Source organism: Streptomyces sp. SID13031 (assembly GCF_010548305.1).
Taxonomy (GTDB): Bacteria; Actinomycetota; Actinomycetes; order Propionibacteriales; family Kribbellaceae; genus Kribbella.
In genome coordinates this window covers 46,085-71,515 of the sequence record NZ_JAAGLV010000024.1, presented here as the reverse complement: position 1 = coordinate 71,515, position 25,431 = coordinate 46,085, and the positions used below count along the sequence as shown (strand labels likewise).

General features: G+C 68.7%; 20 protein-coding genes and 1 pseudogene. 19 read left to right on the top strand and 2 right to left on the bottom strand.

Annotated features, from left to right (window positions below; translation table 11 throughout):
* Position 1 precedes the first annotated feature (1 nt).
* The 10 genes and pseudogenes from G3I17_RS34875 to ftsZ all read left to right on the top strand — a co-directional run.
* The gene (locus G3I17_RS34875; protein WP_203591180.1) at positions 2-2,425 is read left to right on the top strand and encodes a penicillin-binding protein 2; all 2,424 of its coding nucleotides are present in this window, start codon (positions 2-4) and stop codon (positions 2,423-2,425) included.
* A 50-nt stretch (positions 2,426-2,475) separates the two neighbouring features.
* On the top strand, positions 2,476-4,017 hold the full coding sequence (locus G3I17_RS34870; RefSeq protein ID WP_164602795.1) for a UDP-N-acetylmuramoyl-L-alanyl-D-glutamate--2,6-diaminopimelate ligase: 1,542 nt from the start codon (positions 2,476-2,478) through the stop codon (positions 4,015-4,017).
* Positions 4,014-5,423 (top strand): UDP-N-acetylmuramoyl-tripeptide--D-alanyl-D-alanine ligase, encoded by a 1,410-nt coding sequence (gene murF, locus G3I17_RS34865; RefSeq protein WP_164602793.1) that lies wholly within the window; start codon positions 4,014-4,016, stop codon positions 5,421-5,423. Before G3I17_RS34870 ends, murF begins: the two co-directional genes overlap by 4 nt.
* Positions 5,420-6,496 carry a phospho-N-acetylmuramoyl-pentapeptide-transferase gene (gene mraY / locus G3I17_RS34860; RefSeq protein ID WP_164602791.1) on the top strand — a complete coding sequence of 359 codons (1,077 nt, stop codon included), beginning with the start codon at positions 5,420-5,422 and terminating at the stop codon, positions 6,494-6,496. The genes murF and mraY overlap by 4 nt, the downstream gene beginning before the upstream one ends.
* Complete coding sequence (murD, locus tag G3I17_RS34855; protein ID WP_164602789.1) at positions 6,493-7,932, top strand: UDP-N-acetylmuramoyl-L-alanine--D-glutamate ligase; 1,440 nt, start codon at positions 6,493-6,495, stop codon at positions 7,930-7,932. Before mraY ends, murD begins: the two co-directional genes overlap by 4 nt.
* Positions 7,933-7,947: 15 nt before the next feature.
* Positions 7,948-9,243, top strand: coding sequence for a putative lipid II flippase FtsW (ftsW, locus tag G3I17_RS34850; RefSeq protein WP_164602787.1), 1,296 nt, complete (start codon positions 7,948-7,950; stop codon positions 9,241-9,243).
* Positions 9,244-9,248: 5 nt separating this feature from the next.
* Positions 9,249-10,337, top strand: a complete 1,089-nt coding sequence (murG, locus tag G3I17_RS34845) for an undecaprenyldiphospho-muramoylpentapeptide beta-N-acetylglucosaminyltransferase (protein ID WP_164602785.1) — start codon at positions 9,249-9,251, stop codon at positions 10,335-10,337.
* Positions 10,334-11,773, top strand: coding sequence for a UDP-N-acetylmuramate--L-alanine ligase (gene murC / locus G3I17_RS34840; RefSeq protein ID WP_164602783.1), 1,440 nt, complete (start codon positions 10,334-10,336; stop codon positions 11,771-11,773). Before murG ends, murC begins: the two co-directional genes overlap by 4 nt.
* Before the next feature lie 27 nt (positions 11,774-11,800).
* Positions 11,801-12,541 carry an FtsQ-type POTRA domain-containing protein gene (locus G3I17_RS34835; protein WP_164602781.1) on the top strand — a complete coding sequence of 247 codons (741 nt, stop codon included), beginning with the start codon at positions 11,801-11,803 and terminating at the stop codon, positions 12,539-12,541.
* 248 nt (positions 12,542-12,789) lie between these two features.
* Positions 12,790-13,767 (top strand): annotated as a pseudogene (gene ftsZ / locus G3I17_RS34830) (cell division protein FtsZ); the annotation flags it as partial.
* Between the two features lie 535 nt (positions 13,768-14,302).
* Here ftsZ and G3I17_RS34825 read toward each other — a convergent pair.
* On the bottom strand, positions 14,303-14,821 hold the full coding sequence (locus G3I17_RS34825) for a helix-turn-helix domain-containing protein (RefSeq protein ID WP_164602777.1): 519 nt from the start codon (positions 14,819-14,821) through the stop codon (positions 14,303-14,305).
* 58 nt (positions 14,822-14,879) lie between these two features.
* On the opposite strand from G3I17_RS34825, the gene G3I17_RS34820 reads away from it, so the two are divergent.
* The 6 genes from G3I17_RS34820 to G3I17_RS34795 all read left to right on the top strand — a co-directional run bounded on the left by G3I17_RS34820 (position 14,880) and on the right by G3I17_RS34795 (position 19,190).
* On the top strand, positions 14,880-15,857 hold the full coding sequence (locus G3I17_RS34820) for a S41 family peptidase (protein WP_164602775.1): 978 nt from the start codon (positions 14,880-14,882) through the stop codon (positions 15,855-15,857).
* 9 nt (positions 15,858-15,866) lie between these two features.
* Complete coding sequence (pgeF, locus tag G3I17_RS34815; protein WP_164602773.1) at positions 15,867-16,595, top strand: peptidoglycan editing factor PgeF; 729 nt, start codon at positions 15,867-15,869, stop codon at positions 16,593-16,595.
* Complete coding sequence (locus tag G3I17_RS34810; RefSeq protein WP_164602770.1) at positions 16,592-17,308, top strand: YggS family pyridoxal phosphate-dependent enzyme; 717 nt, start codon at positions 16,592-16,594, stop codon at positions 17,306-17,308. The genes pgeF and G3I17_RS34810 overlap by 4 nt, the downstream gene beginning before the upstream one ends.
* Before the next feature lie 37 nt (positions 17,309-17,345).
* Positions 17,346-17,867, top strand: a complete 522-nt coding sequence (sepF, locus tag G3I17_RS34805) for a cell division protein SepF (protein WP_164602768.1) — start codon at positions 17,346-17,348, stop codon at positions 17,865-17,867.
* A gap of 38 nt (positions 17,868-17,905) precedes the next feature.
* Complete coding sequence (locus G3I17_RS34800; protein ID WP_164602766.1) at positions 17,906-18,211, top strand: YggT family protein; 306 nt, start codon at positions 17,906-17,908, stop codon at positions 18,209-18,211.
* 208 nt (positions 18,212-18,419) lie between these two features.
* Positions 18,420-19,190 carry a DivIVA domain-containing protein gene (locus G3I17_RS34795; RefSeq protein ID WP_164602764.1) on the top strand — a complete coding sequence of 257 codons (771 nt, stop codon included), beginning with the start codon at positions 18,420-18,422 and terminating at the stop codon, positions 19,188-19,190.
* Between the two features lie 318 nt (positions 19,191-19,508).
* On the opposite strand, the gene ileS is transcribed toward G3I17_RS34795, so the two are convergent.
* Positions 19,509-22,676 carry an isoleucine--tRNA ligase gene (gene ileS / locus G3I17_RS34790; protein ID WP_164602889.1) on the bottom strand — a complete coding sequence of 1,056 codons (3,168 nt, stop codon included), beginning with the start codon at positions 22,674-22,676 and terminating at the stop codon, positions 19,509-19,511.
* Positions 22,677-23,348: 672 nt separating this feature from the next.
* Between ileS and G3I17_RS34785 the strand changes: the two genes are divergently transcribed.
* From G3I17_RS34785 to G3I17_RS34775, 3 genes are read left to right on the top strand one after another with little or no spacing between them, the layout of a single operon-like run.
* The gene (locus G3I17_RS34785) at positions 23,349-23,804 is read left to right on the top strand and encodes a TraR/DksA C4-type zinc finger protein (protein ID WP_239063230.1); all 456 of its coding nucleotides are present in this window, start codon (positions 23,349-23,351) and stop codon (positions 23,802-23,804) included.
* Positions 23,777-24,436, top strand: a complete 660-nt coding sequence (gene lspA / locus G3I17_RS34780) for a signal peptidase II (RefSeq protein ID WP_164602760.1) — start codon at positions 23,777-23,779, stop codon at positions 24,434-24,436. Before G3I17_RS34785 ends, lspA begins: the two co-directional genes overlap by 28 nt.
* Complete coding sequence (locus tag G3I17_RS34775) at positions 24,433-25,365, top strand: RluA family pseudouridine synthase (protein ID WP_164602758.1); 933 nt, start codon at positions 24,433-24,435, stop codon at positions 25,363-25,365. Before lspA ends, G3I17_RS34775 begins: the two co-directional genes overlap by 4 nt.
* Positions 25,366-25,431 lie beyond the last annotated feature (66 nt).

Below are 25,431 nucleotides of genomic sequence, written 5' to 3'. Positions count from 1 at the left end.
GATGACGGAGCGACGGGGCAGCGAGCCGCCACGCAAGCGCGGCGGCGAGCCCGGCCGGGAACCACCGCGCCGAGCTACCCCGCCGCGCCGCCCGTCAGCTACAGAGAGCACCGGTTCAACCACACCCCGCCCGAAGCGCGGGGGAGAGGGCGCGCAGCGCCCAGGCGCCGGAGAGGCCGGTGGCCGCCGCCGTGCCGCCGCAGGCGACAAGGCCGGTGGCGAGACCCGGAAGGGAGCCGCCTCGTCTCGCGCAGAGCCGGGCGGCCGCAAGCGGCCCGACGCTGGAGACGCTCGCCGTGCGGGGCCGGGCGCGGATGCTCGCCGGGCAGGGCCCGGTAAGGCGGCGACTGGACCTCGCAAGGCCACGGGAGAGCCTCGCAAGTCCGCCAGTCGTTCAGGAGAGCCTCGCAAGGCTGTCAGCCGCAGCGGTGAGCCCCGCCGGGCTGCTGGCGATGCGCCTCGGCGTACTGCGAAGAAGACCTCTGCCGCGCGCCCGGTGAAGGCCGCCAGCGGCGCACCCCGGCGTACCGGCGAGCCGCCGCGCAAGCGCTCGGCCAGTGGCACCCCTAGCCGTAATCCCAGGAAGGGTCCGCCGCAGAACCGCCGTCCGCCGCGCAAGCCGAAGGACAAGAAGCCGCCGCGCACGCTGAAGCTCGGGCGCCCGGCGCTCCGGCTGCGGATGACGTTCGGCGTGATGGCTTTCGTGCTGTCGCTGTTCGCCGGCCGGCTGATCCTGCTGCAGGGTGTCGACCCGGACTCGTACGCGCTTGCCGCGACCAAGGAGAACACCAAGCCGTTCGTGCTGCACGCGACCCGCGGCGCCATCCTGGACCGCAACGGCATCCCGCTGTCGGTGTCGGAGGACGCGGTGGCGATCACCGCCGACCCGACCCAGACCGCGCCCGTCGCGGCCGCGCTGGCCGGCATCCTGACCTCGAAGATCCCCGGTACGACGTACGCGAAGTTCTACGCCGACCTCACCCTGAAGAAGCGCTACGTGCTGCTCGCGCACCAGGTCAGCCCGCAGACCTGGAACCAGATCGAGGCCGAGATCAAGAAGCAGAACGCCGCGATCAGCGAGCAGAACAAGGGCAAGCTGAAAGAGGCCAAGGCGCCGCTGCTGGTCGGCCTGTTCACCGAGTCGGACCCGATCCGCAGCCACCCGCTCGGGACCGTCGGCGCCAACGTCGTCGGCGTGGTCGGTGCCGAGGGCAAGGGCCTGGCCGGGCTCGAGTACGGGCTCAACGACAAGCTGTCCGGCTCGGACGGCAAGGCGATGTACGAGGTCGACACCAAGGGCAACAAGATCCCGAACGCCGACCACACGGTGGAGGAGCCCAAGCCTGGCGTCAGCGCGCAGCTCACCCTGGACTCTGACCTGCAGTGGATGGCGGAGAGGCGGATCGAGTCGGCGGTCAAGCAGTGGAAGGCAGAGTCCGGCACGGTCGTCGTCATGGACGTGAAGACCGGCGACCTGATGGCGATGGCCAACTACCCGACCTACGACCCGAACAAGTCGCTCAAGGGCCAGTCGCTGAAGAACAACGCACTGGAGCAGATCTACGAGCCGGGTAGCGTGCAGAAGGTCGTCACGATGGCCGCGCTCGCCGACGCCGGCAAGATCTCGCTCGACACCAAGCTGGAGGTGCCGGGCAGCATCACGGTGCAGCGGCGCAAGATCAAGGACCACTTCGACCACGGCACGCTGAAGCTGACCATCGCCGGCGTGATCGCCAAGTCGTCCAACGTCGGCACCATCATCGCGTCGCGCGAGATGCCGATCCCGCAGTTCGTGAAGTACCTGCACGACTTCGGTTTCGGCGAGCCGACCGGCCTGGACTTCCCCGGCGAGAGCCGCGGCAAGATGCCGCCCGGCGACGAGTGGCAGGAGCTGACCCGCTCGACCGTCGCCTTCGGCCAGGGCATCGCCGCGAACGCCGTCCAGATGACCGCCGCGGTGAACGCGGTCGCCAACGGCGGCGTCTACGTACCGCCGAAGCTGGTCAAGAACTACGTCGACTCCAACGGCAACGAGATCCCGAATCCGGCCGGCCCGTCCCGCCGGGTGGTGAGCGAGACCGCCGCCAAGGAGGTCACCACGATGATGGAGTCGGTGACCGCGGACGGCGGCAGCGCGCTCCAGGCCGCGATCGCCGGCTACCGGGTCGCGGGCAAGACCGGTACCGCCCAGGAGACCGGCGAGGGGTGCGAGGGCTACTGCAAGTGGGCGACTTCTTTTGCCGGATTCGCTCCTGCCGACAACCCACGCTTCGTTACGTACGTCGTACTGCAGAACCCGACGAACGGGCGTGGTGGTGGTTTCCAGGGAGGTCCCGTGTTCCGCGACGTGATGAGCTACGCACTGCAGAAGTACGCCGTACCGCCGACTGGGGCGAAGGCGCCCAACGTCCCGCTGACCTGGTGACGCCGGGTCAGGTAGGTGTCACCGGGTCCGGAGCGGTAGCCTCTGGGCCCGTGTCCACCCCAACCGCCGCAGGCGGAGCCGTTGCCGCGATCAGGCCGCAACGGACCGTACCGGTCGCACTCGCCGACCTCGTCCAGACCGCCGGAGCCACGCCTTCGACGGACCTCGCCGACGTCTTCGTGACCGGCGTGTCACTCGACTCGCGATCGATCCTCCCCGGTGACCTGTACGCCGCCCTGGCGGGCGCCCGGGCTCACGGAGCAGCCTTCGCCGCCAATGCGCAGGCAGCCGGCGCCGTCGCAGTACTGACCGATCCGGAGGGAGAGGAGCGGGCGGGAGCCACCGGCCTGCCCGTCCTGGTGGTCGCCAAGCCGCGCGCGGTGCTGGGCGCCGTCGCCAGCCACATCTACGGCGAACCGACGAGCGGGCTGCACCTACTGGGCATCACCGGCACGAACGGCAAGACCACGACGAGCTTCCTGCTCGACTCCGTACTGCGCACGCTCGGTCAGTCGGCCCTGATCGGCACGATCGAGACCCGGATCGGCGACGAGGCGGTCAAGAGCGCCCGGACGACGCCGGAGGCCACCGACCTGCAGGCCTTGTTCGCGGTGATGCGCGAGCGGGCCGTCGACTGGTGCGCGATGGAGGTCTCCAGCCACGCGCTGGCGATGGGCCGGGTGGACGGCGCGCGGTTCGCGGTCGCCGGGTTCAGCAACCTCACCCAGGATCACCTGGACTTCCACAAGACGTTCGAGGAGTACTTCGCCGCCAAGGCCTCGCTCTTCACGCCCGAGCGCTGCGACCTGGCCGTGGTGAACATCGACGACGAGTACGGCCGCCGGCTCGCCGCGCAGACGGTCGTACCGCTGGTGACCGTGTCGACGACGCTTGATGCTGACTGGACTGTCGGTGGGACGCACCAGTCCGAGCACGGCACCACGGTGATCGACATCCAAGGCCCCGACGAGACGCTGACGGTCGAGATCGGGCTGCCCGGCGACTTCAATGTCGCGAACGCGCTGCTGGCGACCGTGATGCTGCGGCAGATCGACGTACCGGCCGAGGCGATCGCTGCCGGGCTGCAGAACGCCGCCGTACCGGGCCGGATGGAGACCTTCACCCGGGCTGACGGCCTGAGCGTGATCGTCGACTACGCGCACACGCCGGACGCGGTCGAGCTGGCGCTGCGAGCCGCCCGGACGGCCACCAAGGGCAGGCTGTTCGCCGTGGTCGGCTGCGGCGGCGACCGCGACCCCGGCAAACGACCCGGGATGGGCGCGGCGGCGGCCCGGGCGGCCGACATCGTGATCGTCACCGACGACAATCCCCGCAGCGAGGACCCGGCGGCGATCCGCGCCGCCGCGATCGAGGGCGCGCGCGCCGCCGTCCCCGGCGTGGACCTGCAAGAGATCGGTGACCGCCGTCAGGCGATCGCCACCGCGATCGAACTGGCCGGACCCGGCGACACCGTGCTGGTGCTGGGCAAGGGCCACGAAACCGGCCAGGAAATCGGCGGTGTGATCCACCCGTTCGACGACCGGCAGACCGTCCGCGAGCTGATCGCGGCGACGAAAGAGGCAGCGCTTTGATCCCCGTCAGTTGTGCTCAGATCGCCGCAGCGGTGGGCGGTGAGCTGGTCGGCGTGGACCCGGCGGCCGTCGTCGACGCCGGCGTCGAGATCGACTCCCGCAAGATCACCGCGGGCGGGCTGTTCGTCGCCTTCGCCGGGCAGAACGTCGACGGGCACGAGTACGTCCCCGCGGTGACCGCGGCCGGCGCGACCGTTTCCATCACCACCCGGCCGGTCGAGGGCAGCCCCTGCATCGTCGTCGCGGACGCCCAGCAGGCGATCGGTGAGCTCGCGAAGCTCGTCATCTCCCAGCTGCCCGAGCTGACCGTGATCGGCCTGACTGGTTCCCAGGGCAAGACCAGCACCAAGGACTTGATCGCCCAGTTGCTCGCGCCGTACGGCCCGACCGTGGCCGCAGTGGGCTCGCAGAACAACGAGATCGGGCACCCGCTGACCGCGCTGAAGGCGGATCTGGCCACGCGCTACCTGGTCGCCGAGATGGGCGCCCGGCACGTCGGCGACATCACCTACCTGTGCCGGATCACGCCGCCGAAGGTCGGGCTGGTGCTGAACGTCGGCCACTCGCACATCGGCGAGTTCGGCAGCCAGGACGCGATCGCCGTCGCCAAGGGCGAGATGATCGAGGCCGTACTTCCTGGTGGTACCGCGATCCTGAACGCCGACGACCCGCGCGTCGCCGCGATGGCGAGCCGGACCGCCGAGAGCGTCGTGCTCTGGGGCGATGCTCCTGAGGCGACCGTCCGGGCCACCGAAGTCGAGCTCGACACGCTCGGGCGGGCCGGCTTCACCCTGCACCTGGGCGGCGAGGAGCACGCAGTTCAGCTCCAGACCGTCGGGGAACACCAAGTTGCGAACGCACTCGCCGCCGCGGCCGCAGTACAGGCAGTCGGGCTGACGCCGGCGCAGATCGCCGAGGGGCTCAGCACCGCGACGGCCGCCTCCAAGTGGCGGATGGAGGTGCACGAGCGTCCGGACGGCGTGACGATCATCAACGACGCCTACAACGCCAACCCCGAGTCGGTCCGGGCCGCGCTCAAGGCGCTGGCCGCGATCGGCCGGGCCCGCATGGCGCAGACCGGAACAGGCCGTACCTGGGCGGTGCTCGGCCCGATGGGTGAGCTGGGCGACAGCCACATCGAGGAGCACGACGCGATCGGCCGTCTCGTCGTTCGGCTGGACATCCAGCGGCTGCTGGTGATCGGTGAGGGGGCCCGGTCGATCCACCTCGGCGCCTCGCTGGAAGGATCGTGGGGCAACGAGTCGGCGTACGTCGACAGCATGGACGAAGCGCTCGAGCTGCTTCGCAAGGAACTGCAGCAGGGAGACGTGGTGCTGGTGAAGGCATCCAGGTTCGTCGGCCTCGACCGGCTGGCGACCGCCCTGCTCGAGGAGGCTTCGCAGTGATCTCGATCCTGTTCGCCGGTGCCATCTCGATGGTGCTGACGCTGCTCGGTACCCGCTCGGCGATCAGCTTGCTGGCCCGCCGCGGCTACGGCCAGGAGATCCGTGACGACGGCCCGACCTCGCACCACACCAAGCGCGGTACGCCGACGATGGGCGGCACCGTCTTCATCATCGCGACCATCGTCGGCTACTTCGCGGCGAAGCTGCTGACCGGGCGGGCGCCGAGCGCGTCGGCGCTGCTGGTGCTGTTCCTGTTCGCCGGGATGGGCGCGGTCGGCTTCCTTGACGACTTCATCAAGATCTTCCGGCAGCGCAGCCTGGGCCTGCGCAGCAAGGCGAAACTGGCCGGCCAGACGATGGTCGCGGTCGCCTTCGCGGTGCTGGCGCTGCAGTTCCCCGACGAGCGCGGCCAGAAGCCGGCCTCGCCGTTCATCTCGTTCATCCGTGACATCGAGTGGCTGCACCTGGTGCCGGTGCTGGTGGTGATCTGGATCCTGCTGCTGATCGCGGGCATGTCGAACGGAGTCAACCTCGCCGACGGCCTGGACGGGCTGGCCACCGGCGCGTCGATGATGGTGTTCGGCGCGTACACGCTGATCTGTGTGTGGCAGTCCAACCAGAGCTGTAAGACGATGGCCGAGGCCCGCTGTTACGAGGTACGGGATCCGCTCGACCTGGCCGTCGTCGCGGCAGCACTCACCGGCGCGCTGTTCGGCTTCCTGTGGTGGAACGCCTCGCCGGCCAAGATCTTCATGGGTGACACCGGTTCGCTGTCGCTGGGTGGCGCGGTGGCCGGCTTCGGGGTGATGACCCGGACCGAGCTGCTCGTCCTGGTGCTCGGCGGCCTGTTCGTCATCATCACCGCCTCGGTGATCCTGCAGGTGAGCTGGTTCAAGGTGACCAAACGCGCCGGCGGGGTGGGCAAACGGCTGTTCCGGATGGCGCCACTGCAGCACCACTTCGAGATGCTCGGCTGGGAACAGGTGAACGTGGTGATCCGGTTCTGGATCATCTCGGGCCTGTGCGTCGCCACCGGGCTCGGCTTGTTCTACGCGGAATGGGTGGCCGGATGAGCCTCACGACACGGACCGACGACGGCTGGGCGACGACGCGGTTCGTCGTCCTCGGCTTCGGTACGGCCGGCTATGCCTGCGCCGACTCGTTGCTGCAGGCCGGTGCCGATCACGTCACCGTGCTCGACGACCGCGACAACGAGGCGCTGCGCGAGAAGGCGCAGATCCTCGAGACGCTGGGCGCCACCATCAAGCTCGGCGCGGGTAGTACCGCGGAGCTCCCGGCCGACGTCGAGGTGGTCGTCACCTCACCCGGTATCCCGCCGCACGCGCCGCTGCTCGCGACCGCCGTCGAGCGCGGGATCCCCGTCTGGAGCGAGATCGAGCTGGCCTGGCGCCTGCGCGATCCTGCCAACGCCGCGCCCTGGCTCTGCATCACCGGCACCAACGGCAAGACCACGACGGTCCAGATGCTGACCTCGATCCTGACCGCGGCCGGCCACCGTGCCGTTGCCGCGGGCAACGTCGGGCTGCCACTGCTGGAAGCCGTGATGGACCCCGAGCCGTACGACGTGATCGCGGTCGAGCTGTCCAGCTACCAGCTGCACTTCACCGACTCGATGTCGGCGCACTCGGCCGCGGTACTGAACATCGCGCCCGACCACGTCGACTGGCACGGCTCGATGGACGCGTACACGCTGGCGAAGGGCAAGATCTACGAGAACTGCCAGGTCGCCTGCGTCTACAACGTCGCCGATCCCGCGACCGAGCAGCTGGTGCAGGACGCGGACGTGATCGAGGGGTGCCGCGCGGTCGGCTTCACTCTCGGTACGCCGGCGATCTCGATGGTCGGCCTCGTCGACGACCTGCTCGTCGACCGTGCCTTCGTCGAGCAGCGGGCCAGCTCGGCGCTGGAGATCGCCTCGATCGCCGACATCACGCCGCCGGCGCCGCACAATGTCGCGAACGCGCTGGCGGCGGCCGCGCTGGCGCGAGCGTTCGGCGTACCGGCATCTGCCGTCCGTGACGGGCTGCGGGTGTTCCGGCCCGATGCGCACCGGATCGCGAGTGTCGGTGAGGTTGCCGAGGTCAACTACATCGATGATTCCAAGGCGACCAACCCGCATGCGGCGCAGGCTTCGCTGCTCGCCTACGACCACGTGGTGTGGATCGCCGGTGGACAGGCGAAGGGAGCGACTTTCGACGAGCTCGTGATCGCTGCCAAGGACCGGTTGCGCGGCGTCGTACTGCTCGGTCAGGACAAGGCTGTGATCGCCGAAGCACTTGCCCGACACGCGCCAGATGTCCCGGTGATCACCGTGGAGTCAACGGACACTGGTGCAATGGAGACCGTGGTGGGGGAGGCGACGAAGCTTGCGCAGGTGGGGGACACCGTGCTGCTCGCGCCTGGCTGCGCTTCCTGGGACATGTTCGCCAACTATGGAGCCCGCGGAGACGCCTTCGCCGAAGCCGTACTGCGGCTGGGCGACAACTGATCCGGAGGTGATCGCATGACGACGATCACGGATCAGCCGAAGGGGCAGTCGAAGGACAACGCTCCGCAGGCGACCGAACGCCCCTGGCTGGCGGCGATCAGGGACGTTCTCGACCGGCCGCTGACGTCGTACCACATCCTGCTCGGCGCGACGGGCCTGCTGCTCGTGCTCGGGCTGCTGATGGTGCTGTCCGCGTCCAGCGTGCTGTCGTACCGGGCCAACAACCAGAACCAGTACGCGATCTTCTACCGCCAGCTGATCTGGGTCGGCGTCGGCCTGCCGATGGCCTACGTCGCCTCGCGGATGACGCCCCGGCACTTCCGGATGCTCGCGTACGTCGCGCTGCTCGGGTCGGTGTTCATGCTCGTCCTGACCTACGTGCCGGGACTCGGCGTCGGCGTCAAGGGCAACACGAACTGGCTGAACCTCGGTGGACCGCTGCAGCTCCAGCCGAGTGAGTTCGCCAAGCTCGCGCTGGTGATGTGGTGCGCGGATCTGTACGCCCGCAAGCAGAAACTGCTGACCCAGTGGAAGCATCTGCTCGTTCCGATGGTGCCGGTCTGCGGTCTGGTGATCGCCCTTGTCGTCGGCCAGCACGACCTCGGTACGGCGCTGGTGCTGATGGCCGTGATGATCGGGATGATCTGGATCGTCGGCGCACCGACCCGGCTGTTCGTCGCCACCATCGTCGTGGTCGGCGCGATCGCGGCGTACTTCGTCACCACCGCGCAGCACCGGATGGACCGGCTGCTCAACTTCACCAACCCGCTGGCCGACCCCGGCGGTATCGGCTGGCAGGCGTACCACTCGTTCTACGCGCTCTCCACCGGTGGCTGGTGGGGTGTCGGGATCGGCAACAGCCGGCAGAAGTGGGGCAACCTGCCCGAGGCGCACACCGACTTCATCTTCTCGGTGATCGGTGAGGAGCTCGGGCTGATCGGGTCACTCACCGTGCTCGCGCTGTTCCTGATGCTCGCCTACGTCGGCGTCCGGATCGCGACCCGCAACTCGGACCCCTTCGTCCGCTATGCGGCCGCCGGAATCACCGTCTGGCTGATGGCCCAGACGCTCGTCAACCTGGGCGCCGTGATCGGACTGCTACCCATCGTGGGTATCCCGCTCCCGCTTTTGTCGTACGGTGGTTCCGCACTGCTGCCGACGCTGATCGCGATCGGCATGTTGCTGTCCTTCGCGAAGGCCGAACCCGGCGCGCAGGCCGCCCTCAAGGAGACCAGGCGGCCTCGGTTCGGGTGGATGTCTTCGTGGCGTACACCTGGCCGTACTGGCCGTGAGAACACGCGGGAGCGTTGAAAGCTGTGCCGAGCATTGTCCTGGCCGGTGGTGGTACCGCCGGCCATACTTCCCCCCTGATCGCTACCGCCGACGCCTTGCGCCGGATCGACCCGACGATCGAGATCATCGCCCTCGGGACCGAGCGTGGCCTGGAGGTCCGGGTCGTCCCCGAGGCCGGCTACCGGCTCGAGCTGATCCCACCCGTCCCGTTGCCGCGCAAACCCACGCCGGCGCTGTTCGCCGTCCCGGGCAAGATGCTCAGCTCGGTGAACGCCGCCCGCAAGGTGCTCGACGAGGCCAAGGCCGACGTCCTGGTCGGCTTCGGCGGCTACGTCTCGACCCCGGCGTACGTCGCGGCCTGGCGCCGCAAGACGCCGATCGTCGTGCACGAGGGCAACGCGACCCCGGGCATCGCGAACAAGTTCGCCGCCCGCTACTGCACCCAGAACGTGATCACCTCCTTCCCCGGTACGGACCTGCCGCACGCCCAGTACGTCGGGCTGCCGATCCGGCGGGCGATCTCGACCCTCGACCGGGCCGCACTGCGGGCGGAGGCGCGTGAGTTCTTCGGGCTCGACCCGAACGCGCCGACGGTGTTCGTCACCGGTGGCTCGCAGGGCGCCCAGCAGCTGAACGAGGCGTTCGGCGGGGCCGCGGCGGATCTGCTCGCGGCCGGGGTCCAGGTCATCCACGCGATCGGCTCGAAGAACAGCCTCGAGGTCGCGCAGACGGGTCCGTACCCGTACAGGGTGCTCAACTACATCGACCGGATGGACTACGCCTACGCCGCCGCCGACCTGGTCGTCTGCCGTTCCGGCGCGAACGCGGTCACCGAGGCGTCCGGCGTCGGACTGCCGGCCATCTACGTTCCGTTGCCACACGGTAACGGTGAGCAGCGCCAGAACGCCAAGGCGGTGGTCGAGGCGGGCGGTGGCCTGCTGGTCGACAACGCCGAGGTGACTCCGGACTGGGTTCGCGCGACCGTGCCGCAACTTCTGCACGACCGGGAGCGTCTGACAGCCATGTCCAACGCAGCCCAGGGCCTGATCAAGCTCGACGCCGACGACCGGTTGGCGCGGATCATCCTCGATGTGGTGGGGTCTTCTTCGTGATCGTCACCGCACCTGACAGCCATCTGCCCGCCGAGAAGCTCGGCCGGGTGCACTTCGTCGGTATCGGCGGCGCCGGGATGTCCGGGATCGCCCGGATCATGGCGGCCCGCGGTATCGAGGTCTCCGGTTCGGACGGCAAGGACAGCAAGGTGCTCGGCGCCCTGCGCGCCCTCGGTGCGACCTGCTGGGTCGGGCACGCTGCCGAGCACGTCGCCGAGGTGGACACCGTCGTCGTCTCCACGGCGATCCGCGAGACCAACCCCGAGGTCGTCGCCGCGCGGGCGGCGGGGATCCCGATCCTGCCGCGGGCCGCCGCGCTCGCGTCGGTGATGGTCGGCCGCCGGACCATCGCGGTCGCCGGTACGCACGGTAAGACGACCACCACGTCGATGCTGACGGTCGCGCTGCAGCACTGCGGTGCGGACCCGTCGTACGCGATCGGCGGGAACCTGAACGAGTCCGGCTCGAACGCCCACGACGGCAGCGGCGACCTGTTCGTCGCGGAGTCCGACGAGTCCGACAAGTCCTTCCTGACCTACAGCCCCGAGGTGTCGATCGTCACCTCGGTCGAGCCGGACCACCTGGACAACTACGGCGATGAGGCCAGCTACCGGCTCGCCTTCGAGCAGTTCTGCGACCGGGTGATCCCGGGTGGCTTCATGGTCGTCTGCTTCGACGACCCCGGCGCCCGCAAGCTGGCCGAGTTCGCCCGGGCGAAGGGCATCGACGTACGGACGTACGGCGAATCGGCGGATGCCGACACCCAGGTGACCGAGATCATCGCGACCGGGGCGGTCCAGTCGTTCGTGCCGGTCTTCCACGGGCGCAAGCTGCCGATCGTGAACCTGCAGCAGGCCGGCAAGCACAATGCGCTGAACGCCGCGGCGGCATTGACCGTCGGGCTCGGGCTGGGCTTCTCCGCGGCCGATCTGGCCGAGGGTCTCGCGGCCTTCACCGGGACCGGCCGGCGGTTCGAGTTCAAGGGCCTCGAGGACGGCGTCCGGGTCTTCGACTCGTACGCCCACCACCCGACCGAGATCGCGGTCGACCTGGCCGCGGCTCGCACGGTGGCGGGGGAGGGGCGCGTGATCGTCTGCTTCCAGCCGCACCTGTTCAGCCGGACCAGGATCTTCGCGGCCGACTTCTCCGAGTCGCTCGCGCTGGCCGACGAGGTCGTGGTGATGGACATCTTCGCCGCCCGGGAGGATCCCGAGCCCGGGATCACCGGCGCGCTGATCGCCAACCACGTGCCGCTGAAGCCGGATCAGGTCCGGTTCGAGCCCTCCTGGTCCGCCGTACCGCGGCTGGTCGCGGACCTGGCCGAGCCGGGCGACCTGGTCGTCACCGCCGGTGCCGGTGACGTGACGCTGATCGGGCCTGAGGTGCTCGGCCTGCTGGCCGAGCGGGCAGCTCTCGCGGCGGCGGCCGCGGAGTGATCCGGTGGATCCGGTGGTGAGCGGGGGATGAGTCAAAGCACTGACCTTGCCCGGGCACAGGAGCGGTTCGCGCGCCGGCAGCGGTTGGTGCGATGGCGTGGCTGGCTGCCCTGGGCAGTCGGCGGCCTGATCGTCCTGCTCGCCGGCGTGATCGCCTGGTTGTTCTACTACTCCTCCGTGCTCGCGGTCTCCGGGGTCAAGGTGGCCGGGGCGGATACGGTGCCGGTGGCAACCATCACCCAGGTCGCGGCGGCCCCGCTCGGGACGCCGCTGGCGAAGGTGGACCTGAGTGCGATCGCGCAGCGGGTGCGGACGATCCAGTCCGTCTCCGACGCGCAGGTCACCCGGGCCTGGCCGAACCAGCTGAAGATCGTGGTGACCGAGCGGGTCCCGGTGGTGGTCGTCACCGACGGCAGCAACTTCGAGCTCGTGGACGCGACCGGGGTGGCCTTCAAGACCGTGCCCGCCCGGCCGGAGGGGTTACCCGAGGCACTCGTGGTCGGGAACAGGCGAGCGGTCACAATCCGTTCGGTGGTGACGGTTTCGGCGGCCTTGCCGGAGGTACTGCGGTCCCAGGTGAAGTCGATCTCGGCGGCCTCGCCGGACTCGATCACCCTCAACCTGGGGTCCAGGGTGAAGGTGGTCTGGGGCAGCGACGATGACAGTGAGCAGAAGGCGGCAGTACTCAGCGTGCTGATGAAACGCGACGCTTTGGTCTACGACGTCTCGGCGCCCGATCTCCCTGTCACCAAAGGGGAAAAGAAGTGAGCGTGCCCACATCGGGCACACATCGCGGGACGGGCGGCGAGGCGCGTGGACATTGCCTGAGCGTCTCCCGTAGCGTTCGAATGAATCTAGGGTTGACAGAACTCTAATCATCTACTTGAGGTACAGACCCATTCCGGAGACACCACAGACGGCTGCCGGGCAACGGGGAGCGGTTTGCGGAAGGGTTCGAGGCAGGCGCAGCTCGGACGGCCAACTGGCCATAACGGGAACAGAACGAGGCGAGAGGCGCGGACGTGGCGGCACCGCAGAACTATTTGGCACTCATCAAGGTCGTCGGCATCGGCGGAGGCGGCGTCAATGCCGTGAACCGGATGATCGAGCACGGCTTGAAGGGCGTTGAGTTCATCGCCATCAACACCGACGCCCAGGCGTTGTTGATGAGCGACGCGGACGTCAAGCTCGACATCGGCCGTGAGGAGACCCGGGGCCTCGGCGCCGGCGCGAACCCGGCGATCGGGCAGAAGGCCGCCGAGGACCACGCGGAGGAGATCGAGGAGGCGCTGAAGGGCGCCGACATGGTCTTCGTCACCGCGGGTGAGGGTGGTGGCACCGGTACCGGTGGCGCGCCCGTCGTGGCCCGGATCGCCCGCTCGCTCGGCGCCCTGACCATCGGTGTGGTGACGCGGCCGTTCTCCTTCGAGGGCAAGCGCCGCGCGACCCAGGCCGAGGACGGTATAGCTGCTCTGCGTGAGGAGGTCGACACTCTAATAGTGATTCCGAATGACCGCCTCCTCACCATCTCCGACCGCGCCGTCTCCGTCCTGGACGCCTTCAAGCAGGCCGACCAGGTGCTGCTGCAGGGTGTCTCCGGTATCACCGACCTGATCACCACTCCCGGCCTGATCAACGTGGACTTCGCCGACGTCAAGGCAGTGATGTCCAACGCCGGTTCGGCGCTGATGGGCATCGGCTCGTCCCGCGGCGAGGACCGCGCGGTGGCGGCGGCCGAGGCGGCCATCTCCTCACCGTTGCTGGAGGCAAGCATCGAGGGCGCGCACGGCGTGCTGCTGTCGATCGCCGGCGGCTCCGACCTCGGCCTGTTCGAGATCAACGAGGCGGCCCAGCTCGTCTCGGAGTCCGCGCACACCGACGCGAACATCATCTTCGGCGCGGTGATCGACGACGCGCTCGGCGACGAGGTCCGGGTGACCGTGATCGCGGCCGGCTTCGACGGCGGGATGCCGAAGCGTCGCGAGCAGGCGATGAACCAGGCGCGTCCGCAGAACAAGCTGCCGGCCGCCGGCGGCGATGTCGCGACCCAGGGCGTTCCGCGCTCGGCCGAGGCGCAGGCGCAGGCTCAGCAAGCGGCCAACCAGGCCCCGCCGTACGGGACACCGCCTGCGAACACCGCAAGCCAGGCGCCCGCAGCACCGCCTGTGGAGGCGCAACCCCAGGCTCCGGCTGGCCAAGGCGCGGCCCAGGGCTCGACTCAGGGCGCGCCGAGTTACCAGCCGCCGGCTCCCGTGCCGGCCGACGACACCGTCCCGGTGCCGAACACGGACCAGCGGGGCACCACGCACTCGGCGCGCCCGCAGGCCGGCGAGCCGATTCGCACTCCTCAGCCGCAGACGAACCAGCCGCCCCTCCCGCATACGCCGCCGCCCGCACCGGCCCAGCACACCTGGCCGACCACGGGCCCGTCGAACGCGCCGTCCTCGCAGCCGCCGCCGCAGCGTCAGCCGCGCAAGCCCGACAATGACGAGGACGACCTCGACATCCCGGACTTCTTGAAGTAGTCCGCTAGGTGGTCGGCTCGGGCTGCTGGGGACGGTAGACCGAGACGACCACGCCGTAGCGGGCCTCGCCAGAGCCGGCGTCTTCCAGCCCCCGGACGAGCTCGGACAGCCGGGTCCGGAGCTCCTCCGCCTGCGCCTCGGTCAGCCGGATGTTGCGCAGGTCGAGCATCGGCTTGCCGGTCGAGGACTGCAGCTCGGCCGAGGCGGCCTGCAGGGCGATCGCTGTGTTCGCGCGCTCGCCCTCACCGGTGAAGTCCATGATCTTCGCGGTCCGGCGGTAGTACTGCTCGGTGCCTCCGCGCACCTGCCGGGTCTCGACGACCCGGACCATCCCGGCGTCTCTGAGTACGCCGAGATGGTGGGCGACATTGCCCTTCGCCGTGTCGAGCGTGGCCGCCAGCTGGCTGATCGTCGCCGCCTCCAGGCCGAGCGCGAACAGCAGCCGGTGCCGGAGCGGATGCCCGAGCGCCTTGAACTGCTCCGCGGTCGAGATCTCCAGCTTGTCCGCCATTTCTTCGGTCATGAGGTTAAGCGTCGAGAGTTCTTGACGCTTTGTCAATCCTGGTGTTTGATTTCTCGTCATGCGTACAGAGGAGATTCCCCCGTTGATCGACCGGCTCGCGAGCCTGGTCGCCGAGTACTACGTGTTCCCCGGCGTCGGGGTGGAGATCGCCGACCGGCTGAGGAAGGCCACGGCGGACGGCCGGTACGACGGGCTGGTCGAGCCGTCGGCGCTGGCCGACCGGGTGACGGCCGATCTGCAGGAGGGTAATCAGGATCTGCATCTGCGACTGAAGTTCCACGTCGACGAGGTGGTCGACGAGACCGACCCGGTCGCCGAGGACATTGCCTGGCGGCAGCAGGCCGAGTTGACCGCGGGCGGGATGGCCCGGGTGGAGCGCCTGGCCGGCAACATTGGTCTACTTGAGATCCGGCCGCTGCTGTTCGATCCCACCCATGCCGGCGCCGCCGTGACCGCCGCCATGTCGTTGCTGTCAGCAACAGATGCCTTGCTGATCGACCTGCGCGAGTGCCGCGGCGGCTCGCCCGACATGGTCGCCTTCGTCTGCAGCCACTTCTTCGACGGCGAGCCGGTCCACCTGAACGACCTGGTCAGCCCCGCCGACAACACCCTGCGGCAGTTCTGGACCACTCCCCATCTCCCAGGCCCCCGCTTCGGCGGCGCCAAACCGATCTGGGTGCTGACCAGCCGGGCCACCTTCTCCGGCGGCGAAGAACTCACCTACGACCTCCAGCAACTCGGCCGCGCCACCATCGTCGGCGAGCGCACCGGCGGCGGCGCCCACCCCCGCGAAGGCTTCAAGCTGCACCCCCACCTCGAAGCAACCATCCCGATCGCCCGCGCCCAAAACCCAATCTCCGGTACCAACTGGGAGCGCGTCGGGGTAGTACCCGATGTGGAGGTGGCTGCCGATGACGCGTTTGCGGAGGCGTACGGCCTTGCGCTCGACCACGTGCTCGAGCTGGCAGCGGACCCCGGCCGCCGGGCTGTCTCGGAAGAAGCGCGTGCGGCGCGCGCTGTGCTGACTGCCGGATAGCCTTGAGGTGTGTTCGGTTATGACGAGGTTCGAGATGGTGTCCGCTTCGCCTTCACCGATCGGTACGGGGGAGCGAGCCAACCGCCGTACGGGGAGCTGAATCTCGGCAGCGCGCAGGGGGACGAGGCCGGGGCGATCGCCGAGAACTTCCGGCGGATCGCGACCGAGTTCGGAGTCGCCCCCGAGCGGGTGATCCGGGTCAACCAGGTGCACAGCCCCGACGTCCACGTGGTCGGGCCCGGGGATATCGCGATCGACCCGCGCCCGCGGGCCGACGCGATGGTGACCACCCAGACCGATGTCGTGCTCTGCGTCCGCGCTGCCGATTGCCTGCCCGTCCTGCTGGCCGACCAGGCCGGCACCGTGATCGGCGCGGCCCACTCCGGTCGCCGGGGGATGTATTCAGGCGTCGTACCGGCCACGGTCGCCGCCATGCGTGCTCTCGGCGCCGGCCGGATCACCGCGGTCCTCGGGCCGTACGCGTGCGGCAACTGCTACGAGGTCCCCGCCGAGATGCGTGCCGAGGTCGCCGAGCGGGTGCCCGCGTCGTACTCGGAGACGAGCTGGGGGACCCCGGCGATCGACGTGGCTGCCGGTGTGGAGGCTCAGTTGGCCGAGCTCGATTGCGACGTGATCCGGGAGACCGCCTGCACGATCGAGTCGGCGGACCTCTACTCGTACCGGCGCGAAGGTCCGGTCAGCGGCCGGCTGGCCGGGCTGATCAGGCTGGCCGCGTGACCGGCACCCGTGAGGAAGAGCTGGCCGCCAACCTGAAGGCGGTCCGCGAGCGGATCCAGGCGGCCTGTGAGGCGGCCGGGAGGCCGGAGGGGTCGGTGACCCTCGTGGGGATCACCAAAACCTTCCCCGTCAGCGATGTACGGGCGCTGGCGGCTCTCGGAGTCCAGGACCTGGGGGAGAACCGGGAACAGGAGCTCAAGGCCAAGGCGCCGGACTGTGCGGACGTCACCTGGCACTTCGTCGGGCAGTTGCAGTCGAACAAGGCCCGTTCGGTCGTTCGCAACGCGTCCGTCCTGCACTCGGTCGACCGGTCGTCCCTGGTGAAAGCGCTGTCCCGGGCCGCCGTGGAGGAAGGCCGAGTACTGCGCTGCCTGCTGCAGGTGAGCCTGGCCGAGTACGGGCCGGACGGCGCGGCGACCGGGATGAGCCGCGGTGGCGTCGCGCCGGCCGACGTACCGGAGCTGGCCGCGGAGGTGGCGGCGGCGGACGGGTTGGAGCTCGGTGGTGTGATGGCCGTGGCGCCTCTTGGATCGGACTCGGACGAGGCGTTCGGGGGACTGGAATCAGTAGCTTCCCGGCTACGCTCCGAACATCCCGGCGCCGACTGGATCTCCGCGGGGATGAGCGGCGATCTGGAGGCCGCCATCAGGCGTGGGGCGACACACGTTCGGCTCGGGCGCGCATTACTCGGTACACGTACTTCTCTGGGCTAGTGTCGACATCAAGACTCGACCGAAGGGCTGGAGGGCCATGAGCGGCGCGTTGCGCAAGATGGGTGTGTACCTCGGCTTGGTCGAGGACGGCGAGCGGTACAACGCGCGCTATGACGACGAGTACGACGACGGCTACGAAGACGAGTACGACGAGGAAGCCGTCGACGGGGAGTCCGAGCAGACCGCGCCGGTCCCGGTGCGAACGGACGAGCAGGTCGGTACGGTCAGCAAGTTCCCAGATCGACGTGGCGTGACAGCAACACCGCCGGAGGTTACCGAGTTGGCCCGCATCACCACCGTGCACCCGCGCAGCTACAACGAGGCGCGCGTGATCGGTGAGCACTTCCGCGACGGCACCCCCGTCATCATGAACCTGACCGAGATGGACCACGCGGACGCCAAGCGGCTGGTGGACTTCGCCGCCGGGCTGATCTTCTGCTGCCGTGGCTCGATCGAGCGGATCACCACCAAGGTCTTCCTGGTCTGCCCGCCGAACGTGACGCTGGCCGCGGAGGAGAAGGAAAAGATCGCCGCGGACGGGTTCTACAACCAGAGCTGAGGACGTGGCTTCGGCCGTCTTCTACACTCTTGTCTGACATGGATGCTCTCGTGCTCGTCCTCGGTGTTCTCAGCTGGCTGCTGCTCGCCTTCTTCCTGATGCTGGTGGCGCGGTTCGTGCTCAGCCTGATCGTGATGTTCGCGCCGCAATGGCACCCGAAAGGGCCGTTGCTGTTGCTGTTCGAGCTGATCTACTCGGTGACCGATCCGTGTCTGCGGCCGTTGCGGCGGATCCTGCCTCCGATCGGCGCCGGCGGTATCAGGATCGACCTGTCGATGCTGATGCTGTTCGTCCTCGTCTCACTGGCGATGTCGATCAACTCGACCGCGATCAGGTCGTTGTGAGATCGCCCGAACCCGCCGGTACGCAGGGAAGTCGGAGCGTGAGGACTCCACCACCTGGGTAGGAGCAGACCGGACGACGGGGAGATCCATGACAGTTATCGCCCGCCCGGATTCCGCCAGAACACAACGAAGCGATAACGTGATCTACTGAGTCGCCGAGGTCCAGGCCAAGACGACTCCGCCAAGACACAGACAAACGAGGTGAAAGATGCCGCTGACGCCGGATGACGTCCGCTCGAAGCAGTTCACGCCCGTCCGATTGCGGGAGGGCTACGACGTCACTGAGGTCGACTCCTTCCTCGACGAGGTCGAAGCCGAACTAGAGCGACTTCTCGCCGAGAACGAGGAGCTGCGGGCCAAGCTCGCCGCGGCCCAGCGTGCCGGCAGTGGGCAGGACCGCCCGGTGGTCGACCAGACCGCCGCCCTGCCGCCTGTTGTGCAGCAGCCCAAGCCGGCCCCAGTGGTCGTCGAGAAGCCAGAAGAGAAGCCACCGCCAGTCGTCGCTCCGCCAGTAGCGGTCGCGGGGGCTGCTGCGGCAGCAGGAACCGTCGGCGACGCCTCCAGCTCCGCTGTGCGGCTGCTGGAGATGGCCACCAAGCACTCCGACGACCTGGTCCAGGAGGCGAAGGACACCGCCGACAAGATCATCGGCGAGGCCCGCGCCAAGGCCGAGCGACTGGAGAACGAGGCTCGCGGCAAGGCCGACCGGATGACCGGTGAGGCCCGCGCCCGTGCCGAGAAGCTCGACGGCGAGATCGCCGAGCGTCGCGCTCAGATGCTCGGCACGCTGGAGAAGCAGAAGGGTCAGCTCGAGCGCACGATCGACGACCTGCACGCGTACGAGCGTGAGTACCGCAGCCGCCTGAAGACGTACTTCACCGAGCAGCTCAAGGCGCTCGGCAACGGCGACGACACGCTCAGCCCGCGCAACGGCTTCCGCCCGGAGGCCCGCGCCCAGGCTCACGGCCACGGCGTTTAAGCAGTACCTGCTCTGAAGTAGTACCTGGTCTTGGCGTGACTAGGGGCGGTGCTAATCCGGCAGCACCGCCTCTTTGTCATGTCCGGACTTTTGTGACACAGCGTTGTTCTTTCCTGACTAAGGGTCCCCACCACTGGCCGCCGGAATCTACGGCCAGGTCAGTGGGGCCTTCTGTCCACTGAGCGTGGCGACCCCGGTGATCCACAGCCGATACGGCGCCAATCTCAGCACTGAGACGGTTTCTCCCGCGGATCCGACGGGGCGCGGCGAGTCTCCCCGCCGCGCTGAGTGATCGCGCTGCGAAACGGCGGCCGATTGTCAGGCTTTTGTCAGCCAGAAGGTGAGGCCGAGGTCTTCGTCGGTGTCGGTGGTGAGGGTGCCGGTGGCCGGGGGCGCCGACTGGGTGAGGGTGGTGGCCAGGACCTCGCGGGCGATCTCGTCGGCGTGCTTGCCCAGGGCATCGGATAGTTCGGGGTCGGTGCTGGTGAGCCAGACGGTGATTCGGTCGGCGACCTCGAGGCCGGAGTTCTTGCGGGCCTCCTGGAGCGTGCGGACTACCTCTCGGGCCAGGCCGGCCTGCTTCAGTTCCGGGGTGATCTCCAGGTCGAGGGCAACTGTCTCGCCCTGCTCGTTGACTACCGACCAGCCTTCGCGGGGGCGTTCCGAGAGCAGCACCTCGGCGGCGCTGACCTCTACGTCTTCGCCGTCGACCACCACGGTCGCAGTACCGGCTACCTTCAAGGAGGCGGCCAGGCTCGCAGCATCAGCGGCGGCGATGGCGGCTGCGACCACCGGCGTCTGCTTGGCGAAGCGCTTGCCGAGCTCGCGGAAGTTGCCCTTCGCGGAGTAGTCGATCAGGTCCTTGCCCGCGGAGGACAGCGGCGCCACCGCGCCGACGTTCAGCTCCTCCGCGATCTCGCGGAGCAGTTCGTCGTCCAGATCCGCGATCGCGGCCGACCCGACCAGCGCCCGGCCGAGCGGCTGCCGGGTCCGGACTTTCGCCTCGGCCCGCGCCGACCGGCCCAGCTCGACGACCCGCCGCGCCATCGACACGTGCGTCGCGAGCCGGTCATCGATCACCGTCTCGTCGTACTGCGGGAAGGCGGAAAGGTGCACCGATTCCGCCAGCCCCGGCGTGACCGGCCGGAACGCGTCCTGCCAGACCCGCTCGGTCACGAACGGGGTGAGCGGCGCCATCAGCCGGGTCAGCACGTCGAGCGTCTCGTGCAGCGTGGCCAGCGCGCCGGCGTCACCCGCCCAGAAACGGCGGCGCGAGCGACGGACGTACCAGTTGGACAGCGCGTCGACGAACTGGCTGATCAGCGCACCGAGCTTCTGCGTGTCGTACGCCGCATACGCCTCGTCCGTGTCGCGGACCAGCCGGTGTGTCTCGCTGACGAGCCACCGATCGAGCACTGAACGCTCCGCCACCGGCGGCGCCTCCGCACTCGGCGACCAGTCGGCCAGCCGCGCGTAGAGCGCGTGGAAGGCGACCGTGTTCCAGTACGTCAGCAGCACCTTGCGGACGATCTCGTTGAGCACGTTCGGCCCGATGCCGCGTGCCTTCCAGGGCGAGCCGGAGCAGGCCATGAACCAGCGCACCGCGTCGGCACTGTGGTTGTCCATCAACGGGATCGGCTCGAGGATGTTGCCCAGGTGCTTGGACATTTTCCGGCCGTCCTCGGCCAGGATGTGCCCGAGGCAGACGACGTTGCGGTACGACGACTCGTCGAACACCAGCGTGCCGATCGCCATCAGCGTGTAGAACCAGCCGCGGGTCTGGTCGATCGCCTCGGAGATGAAGTCGGCCGGGTAGGACTTCTTGAACTTCTCCTGCGACCCCTCGGCCCACGGGTAACCCCACTGCGCGAACGGCATCGCGCCCGAGTCGTACCAGGCGTCGATCACCTCGGCCACCCGGGTCGACTCCTCGCCACAGGTCGGGCAGGCGAAGGTGATGTCGTCGACGAACGGCCGGTGCGGGTCGGTCGCGCTCAGGTCCTGGCCGGCCAGCTCACCGAGCTCGGCCAGCGAGCCCACGCAGACCTGGTGGTCGTCGGCGCACCGCCAGATCGGCAGCGGCGTACCCCAGAAGCGGGAGCGGGAGACGGCCCAGTCGATGTTGTTGCGCAGCCAGTCGCCGTACCTGCCCCACTGGACCGACTCCGGGAACCAGTTGGTCTTCTCGTTCTCCCGGAGCAGCGCGTCCTTCACCTGGGTGGTGCGGATGTACCAGGAGGGCAGCGCGTAGTACATGACCGGGGTGTGGCAGCGCCAGCAGTGCGGGTACGGGTGCTCGTACGGCACGTGCTTGAACAGGACACCGCGGTCGCGCAGGTCGTTGACCAGGTCCTCGTCGGCCTTCTTGAAGAACTGCCCGCCGACCAGCGGTACTTCCGCCTTGAAGGTTCCGTCGGACTCGACCGGGTTGACCACCGGCAGGTCGTAGGCCCGGCTGACGATGAGGTCGTCGGCGCCGAACGCGGGGGCCTGGTGCACCAGACCAGTACCGTCCTCAGTGGTCACATACTCGGCCAGTACTACGTAATGCGCCGGCTCAGTGAACTCCACGAGCTCGAACGGGCGCTGGTACGTCCACCGCTCCATGTCGCGCCCGACGTACCGGTCGGTGACCGTCCAGCCCTCGCCGAGCGAGCTCAGCAGCGGCTCAGCCACGACCAGCGACTCATTGCCGTCGGTGGCGACCACATAGTCGACGTCCGGGTGTACTGCGACGGCCGTGTTGGACACGAGGGTCCAGGGGGTCGTCGTCCAGACCAGCATCGCCGCCTTGCCTGCGAGCGGGCCGGAGGTGAGTGGGAAGCGGACGTAGACCGACGGGTCGACGACCGTCTCGTAGCCCTGCGCCAGCTCGTGGTCCGACAGGCCGGTGCCGCAGCGGGGGCAGTACGGCGTGATGCGGTAGTCCTCGACCAGCTGGCCCTTGTCGTGGATCTGCTTGAGCGACCACCAGACGGACTGCACGTACTCGGGGTCCATCGTCCGGTACGGGTGCTCCATATCGACCCAGTAGCCCATCCGGGTGGTCAGGTCGGCGAAGGCGTCGACGTGCCGGACGACGGACTCGCGGCACTTGGCGTTGAACTCGGCGATCCCGAAGGCCTCGATGTCCTTCTTGCCGTTGAAGCCGAGCTCCTTCTCCACCGCGACCTCGACCGGCAGGCCGTGGCAGTCCCAGCCGGCCTTGCGCTCGACCGAGAAGCCCTTCATCGTCCGATAGCGCGGGAAGACGTCCTTGAAGACGCGCGCCTCGATGTGGTGCGTGCCGGGCATCCCGTTCGCGGTCGGCGGGCCCTCGAAGAAGGTCCACGGCTCACCGCCGGCGGTCTGCTCGAGACTCTTGGCGAAGGTGTCCTGGCTGTCCCAGTGGGCGAGCACGCCGCGCTCGATCGCGGGCAGATCGACCTGGGCCGGGATCTGTTTCCACGGAGAGCTGGTAGGCGCTGTGGTGGGGGTATCCGCCATGTTCCTTCGTCCTTCGTCGAGCGTCGTGCCTGCTGGACGAAGGGACGAGGCGCCGGCGTCGTCGCCGGGCTCCGCGGTACCACCCTCCTTGGCCGCCGGATGGCGACCCACTTCGTTACGCTCCGCAGCCGGGTCTAGTGAGTCCTTGGACGGACCGTTCTTCCGGCGGCTCCGGGGTGATGGCCCCATCACTGCCTCGCGGTGTGCGGGACAAGTGTACGACTCCGTTCCAGCCGGTTACGAATCGTTAATCGGTGGTCAGCCGGTGGTTCCTGGCCGACAATGCTCCTGCGGGTGCCGAAGTGAGGCTGAGACCCGGCCGAAACTGAAGCAATTGCTTGCCTGAACAAGGTCCGAAATACGGCTGTGACGCGCGGAACATCGAGTGGGCTTGAAGAAGCGACTACCGTATGTCCACGGCCTGCGCGTCGGGCTGGCGCGTGGCTTTCACGTGACCTACTGTCTTGCGACCAGTCCGCTTCAGTCTCCGACGAAGGCAGGGGGTAGTCGACCATGGCTGCACCGGCTCCGAAGAAGTCCGCCCCCAGACGTCCCGCCGCGGCCAAGAAAAGCGCCGCGAGCTCCGCCGAGCCGGTCGCCGTCAAGGCCCCGGCCAAACAGTCGTCAGCTATCAAAGCTCCTGCCAAGCAGACATCGACGAAGAGGGTGGCCATGAAGACGAACGAGAACCGGACCCCGGCAACCGCGCCGGCCAAGGCGCCCGCGAAAAAGGCCGAGAACCTCACGGTCAAGGACGGCGAGACGCCGTGGACCAGGGCCGAGATGGTGGAGCTCCGCACTGAGCTCGAGGCCGACGCGGTGCACCTGAAGGAAGAGATCCGCGACGCCGAGCAGGAGATCGTCGGGCTGCTCCGCGACGGTGGCGACGGGGCGGGCAACGACCAGGCCGACGTCGGCTCGACGACGCTGGAGCGCGACCACGAGATGTCGCTGGCCAGGAACGCGAGCGACATGCTCGACCAGATCGAGCGGGCGCTGTCCCGGATCGACGACGGCACCTACGGCGTCTGCGAGAGCTGTGGCAAGGCGATCGGCAAGGGTCGGTTGCAGGCGTTCCCGCGTGCGACACTGTGCGTGTCATGCAAAGAACGCGAAGAACGCCGCTGAGCGAATCAGGACAGTCCCACCTGCCAGGGGACGAGTCAGTACCACCACAGACAGAACCGGCCGACCTCGAGTCGGCCGGTTCCTCGTCGTCCCCGGATGAAACCGCCGCCGGTACTACGCCCGCGAGCGGGGCCGGCGGGCGGCGCGGGTTGGTGGCGTTGTTCGGGGTGGTCGGTCTGCTCGTGCTCGGGCTTGATCAGCTGACCAAGGTGCTCGCGCTGCACCACCTGACGCCGGGGGAGCCGGTCGACGTTGTCGGCTCGCTGCTGAAGTTCAACCTGATCCGGAATCCGGGGGCTGCTTTCAGTCTCGGGTCGGACTTCACGCCGGTGATCAGCGCGATTCAGATCATCGTGGCGATCGGCGTCGTCTGGTTGTCGCGCCGGCTGGGCTCGATCGGCTGGGCGGTGGCGTTCGGGTTGCTGTTCGGCGGCGCGATCGGCAACATCACCGACCGGGTGTTCCGCGAGCCGTCGCCGTTCCACGGGCACGTCGTCGACTTCCTGCAGACGCCGCACTGGGCGATCTTCAACGTCGCCGACATGGCCGTCACCTCGGCCGCGATCCTGCTGGTCATCCAGACCCTGCGCGGCATCAAACTCGACGGCAGCAAAGATGTAGGGAAAAAATGAGCGGCGACGCACGCACGGTGATGGTTCCCGACGGCCTCGCCGGTGAACGCCTCGACGCGGCCCTGTCCCGCCTCTTCGGCGTCTCCCGGACCAAGGCCGCCGAGATGATCGAGTCCGGCCTGGTCCAGATGGACGGCTCCCCGGCGCTCAAGTCGGCCCGCGTCTCGGCCGGCGTGATGCTCGACGTCGAGCTGCCCCCGCCGCCAGGTGAGATCAAGGTCGTACCGGAGACCGTCGACAACCTCCGGATCGTGCACGACGACGACGAGATCATCGTCGTCGACAAGCCGGTCGGAGTCGCCGCCCACCCGTCACCGGGCTGGACCGGCCCGACCGTGATCGGCCACCTGGCCGGGGCCGGCTTCAACATCTCCACCAGCGGCGCCGCCGAGCGCAAGGGCATCGTGCACCGCCTCGACGTCGGCACCTCCGGGCTGATGGTGGTCGCGAAGACGGAGTACAGCTACACCGTGCTCAAGCGCGCCTTCAAGGAGCGCACGGTCACGAAGATCTACCACGCGCTGGTCCAGGGTCATCCCGACCCGTTCACCGGCACCGTGGACGCGCCGATCGACCGGCACCCGCACCACGACTACAAGTTCGGCGTCGTCGCGGGTGGCAAACCGAGCGTGACGCACTACGAGACGCTCGAGGCCTTCCGTTTCGCCACCCTGCTCGAGATCACCCTGGAGACCGGCCGGACGCACCAGATCCGCGTCCACATGGCCGCCATCGGCCACCCGTGCGCAGGCGACCTGACGTACGGCGCCGACCCGGTCCTGTCCGAGCGGCTCCAGCTGTCCCGTCAGTGGCTGCACGCCATGCGCCTCGGCTTCGCGCACCCGGGCAGCGGAGAGTACGTCGAGTACACCTCGCAGTACCCCGAAGACCTCGACAACGCCCTGAACCAGCTCGCCGGCGACCAGTAAACGCCGTACCTCCGGGCGGCGGAGGTATGGCCGACTGGTGTGGAAGTGGTGTTGTCTTCGCCCGGA

Bases quoted from the DNA above. Each gene is read 5' to 3' on its own strand.
- G3I17_RS34875 (WP_203591180.1), top strand. From the start codon at position 2: ATGACGGAGCGACGGGGCAGCGAGCCGCCACGCAAGCGCGGCGGCGAG.
- murD (WP_164602789.1), top strand. From the start codon at position 6,493: ATGAGCCTCACGACACGGACCGACGACGGCTGGGCGACGACGCGGTTC.
- ftsW (WP_164602787.1), top strand. From the start codon at position 7,948: ATGACGACGATCACGGATCAGCCGAAGGGGCAGTCGAAGGACAACGCT.
- G3I17_RS34835 (WP_164602781.1), top strand. From the start codon at position 11,801: ATGAGTCAAAGCACTGACCTTGCCCGGGCACAGGAGCGGTTCGCGCGC.
- G3I17_RS34825 (WP_164602777.1), bottom strand. From the start codon at position 14,821: ATGACCGAAGAAATGGCGGACAAGCTGGAGATCTCGACCGCGGAGCAG.
- G3I17_RS34820 (WP_164602775.1), top strand. From the start codon at position 14,880: ATGCGTACAGAGGAGATTCCCCCGTTGATCGACCGGCTCGCGAGCCTG.
- sepF (WP_164602768.1), top strand. From the start codon at position 17,346: ATGAGCGGCGCGTTGCGCAAGATGGGTGTGTACCTCGGCTTGGTCGAG.
- G3I17_RS34800 (WP_164602766.1), top strand. From the start codon at position 17,906: ATGGATGCTCTCGTGCTCGTCCTCGGTGTTCTCAGCTGGCTGCTGCTC.
- G3I17_RS34795 (WP_164602764.1), top strand. From the start codon at position 18,420: ATGCCGCTGACGCCGGATGACGTCCGCTCGAAGCAGTTCACGCCCGTC.
- ileS (WP_164602889.1), bottom strand. From the start codon at position 22,676: ATGGCGGATACCCCCACCACAGCGCCTACCAGCTCTCCGTGGAAACAG.
- G3I17_RS34785 (WP_239063230.1), top strand. From the start codon at position 23,349: ATGAAGACGAACGAGAACCGGACCCCGGCAACCGCGCCGGCCAAGGCG.
- lspA (WP_164602760.1), top strand. From the start codon at position 23,777: ATGCAAAGAACGCGAAGAACGCCGCTGAGCGAATCAGGACAGTCCCAC.
- G3I17_RS34775 (WP_164602758.1), top strand. From the start codon at position 24,433: ATGAGCGGCGACGCACGCACGGTGATGGTTCCCGACGGCCTCGCCGGT.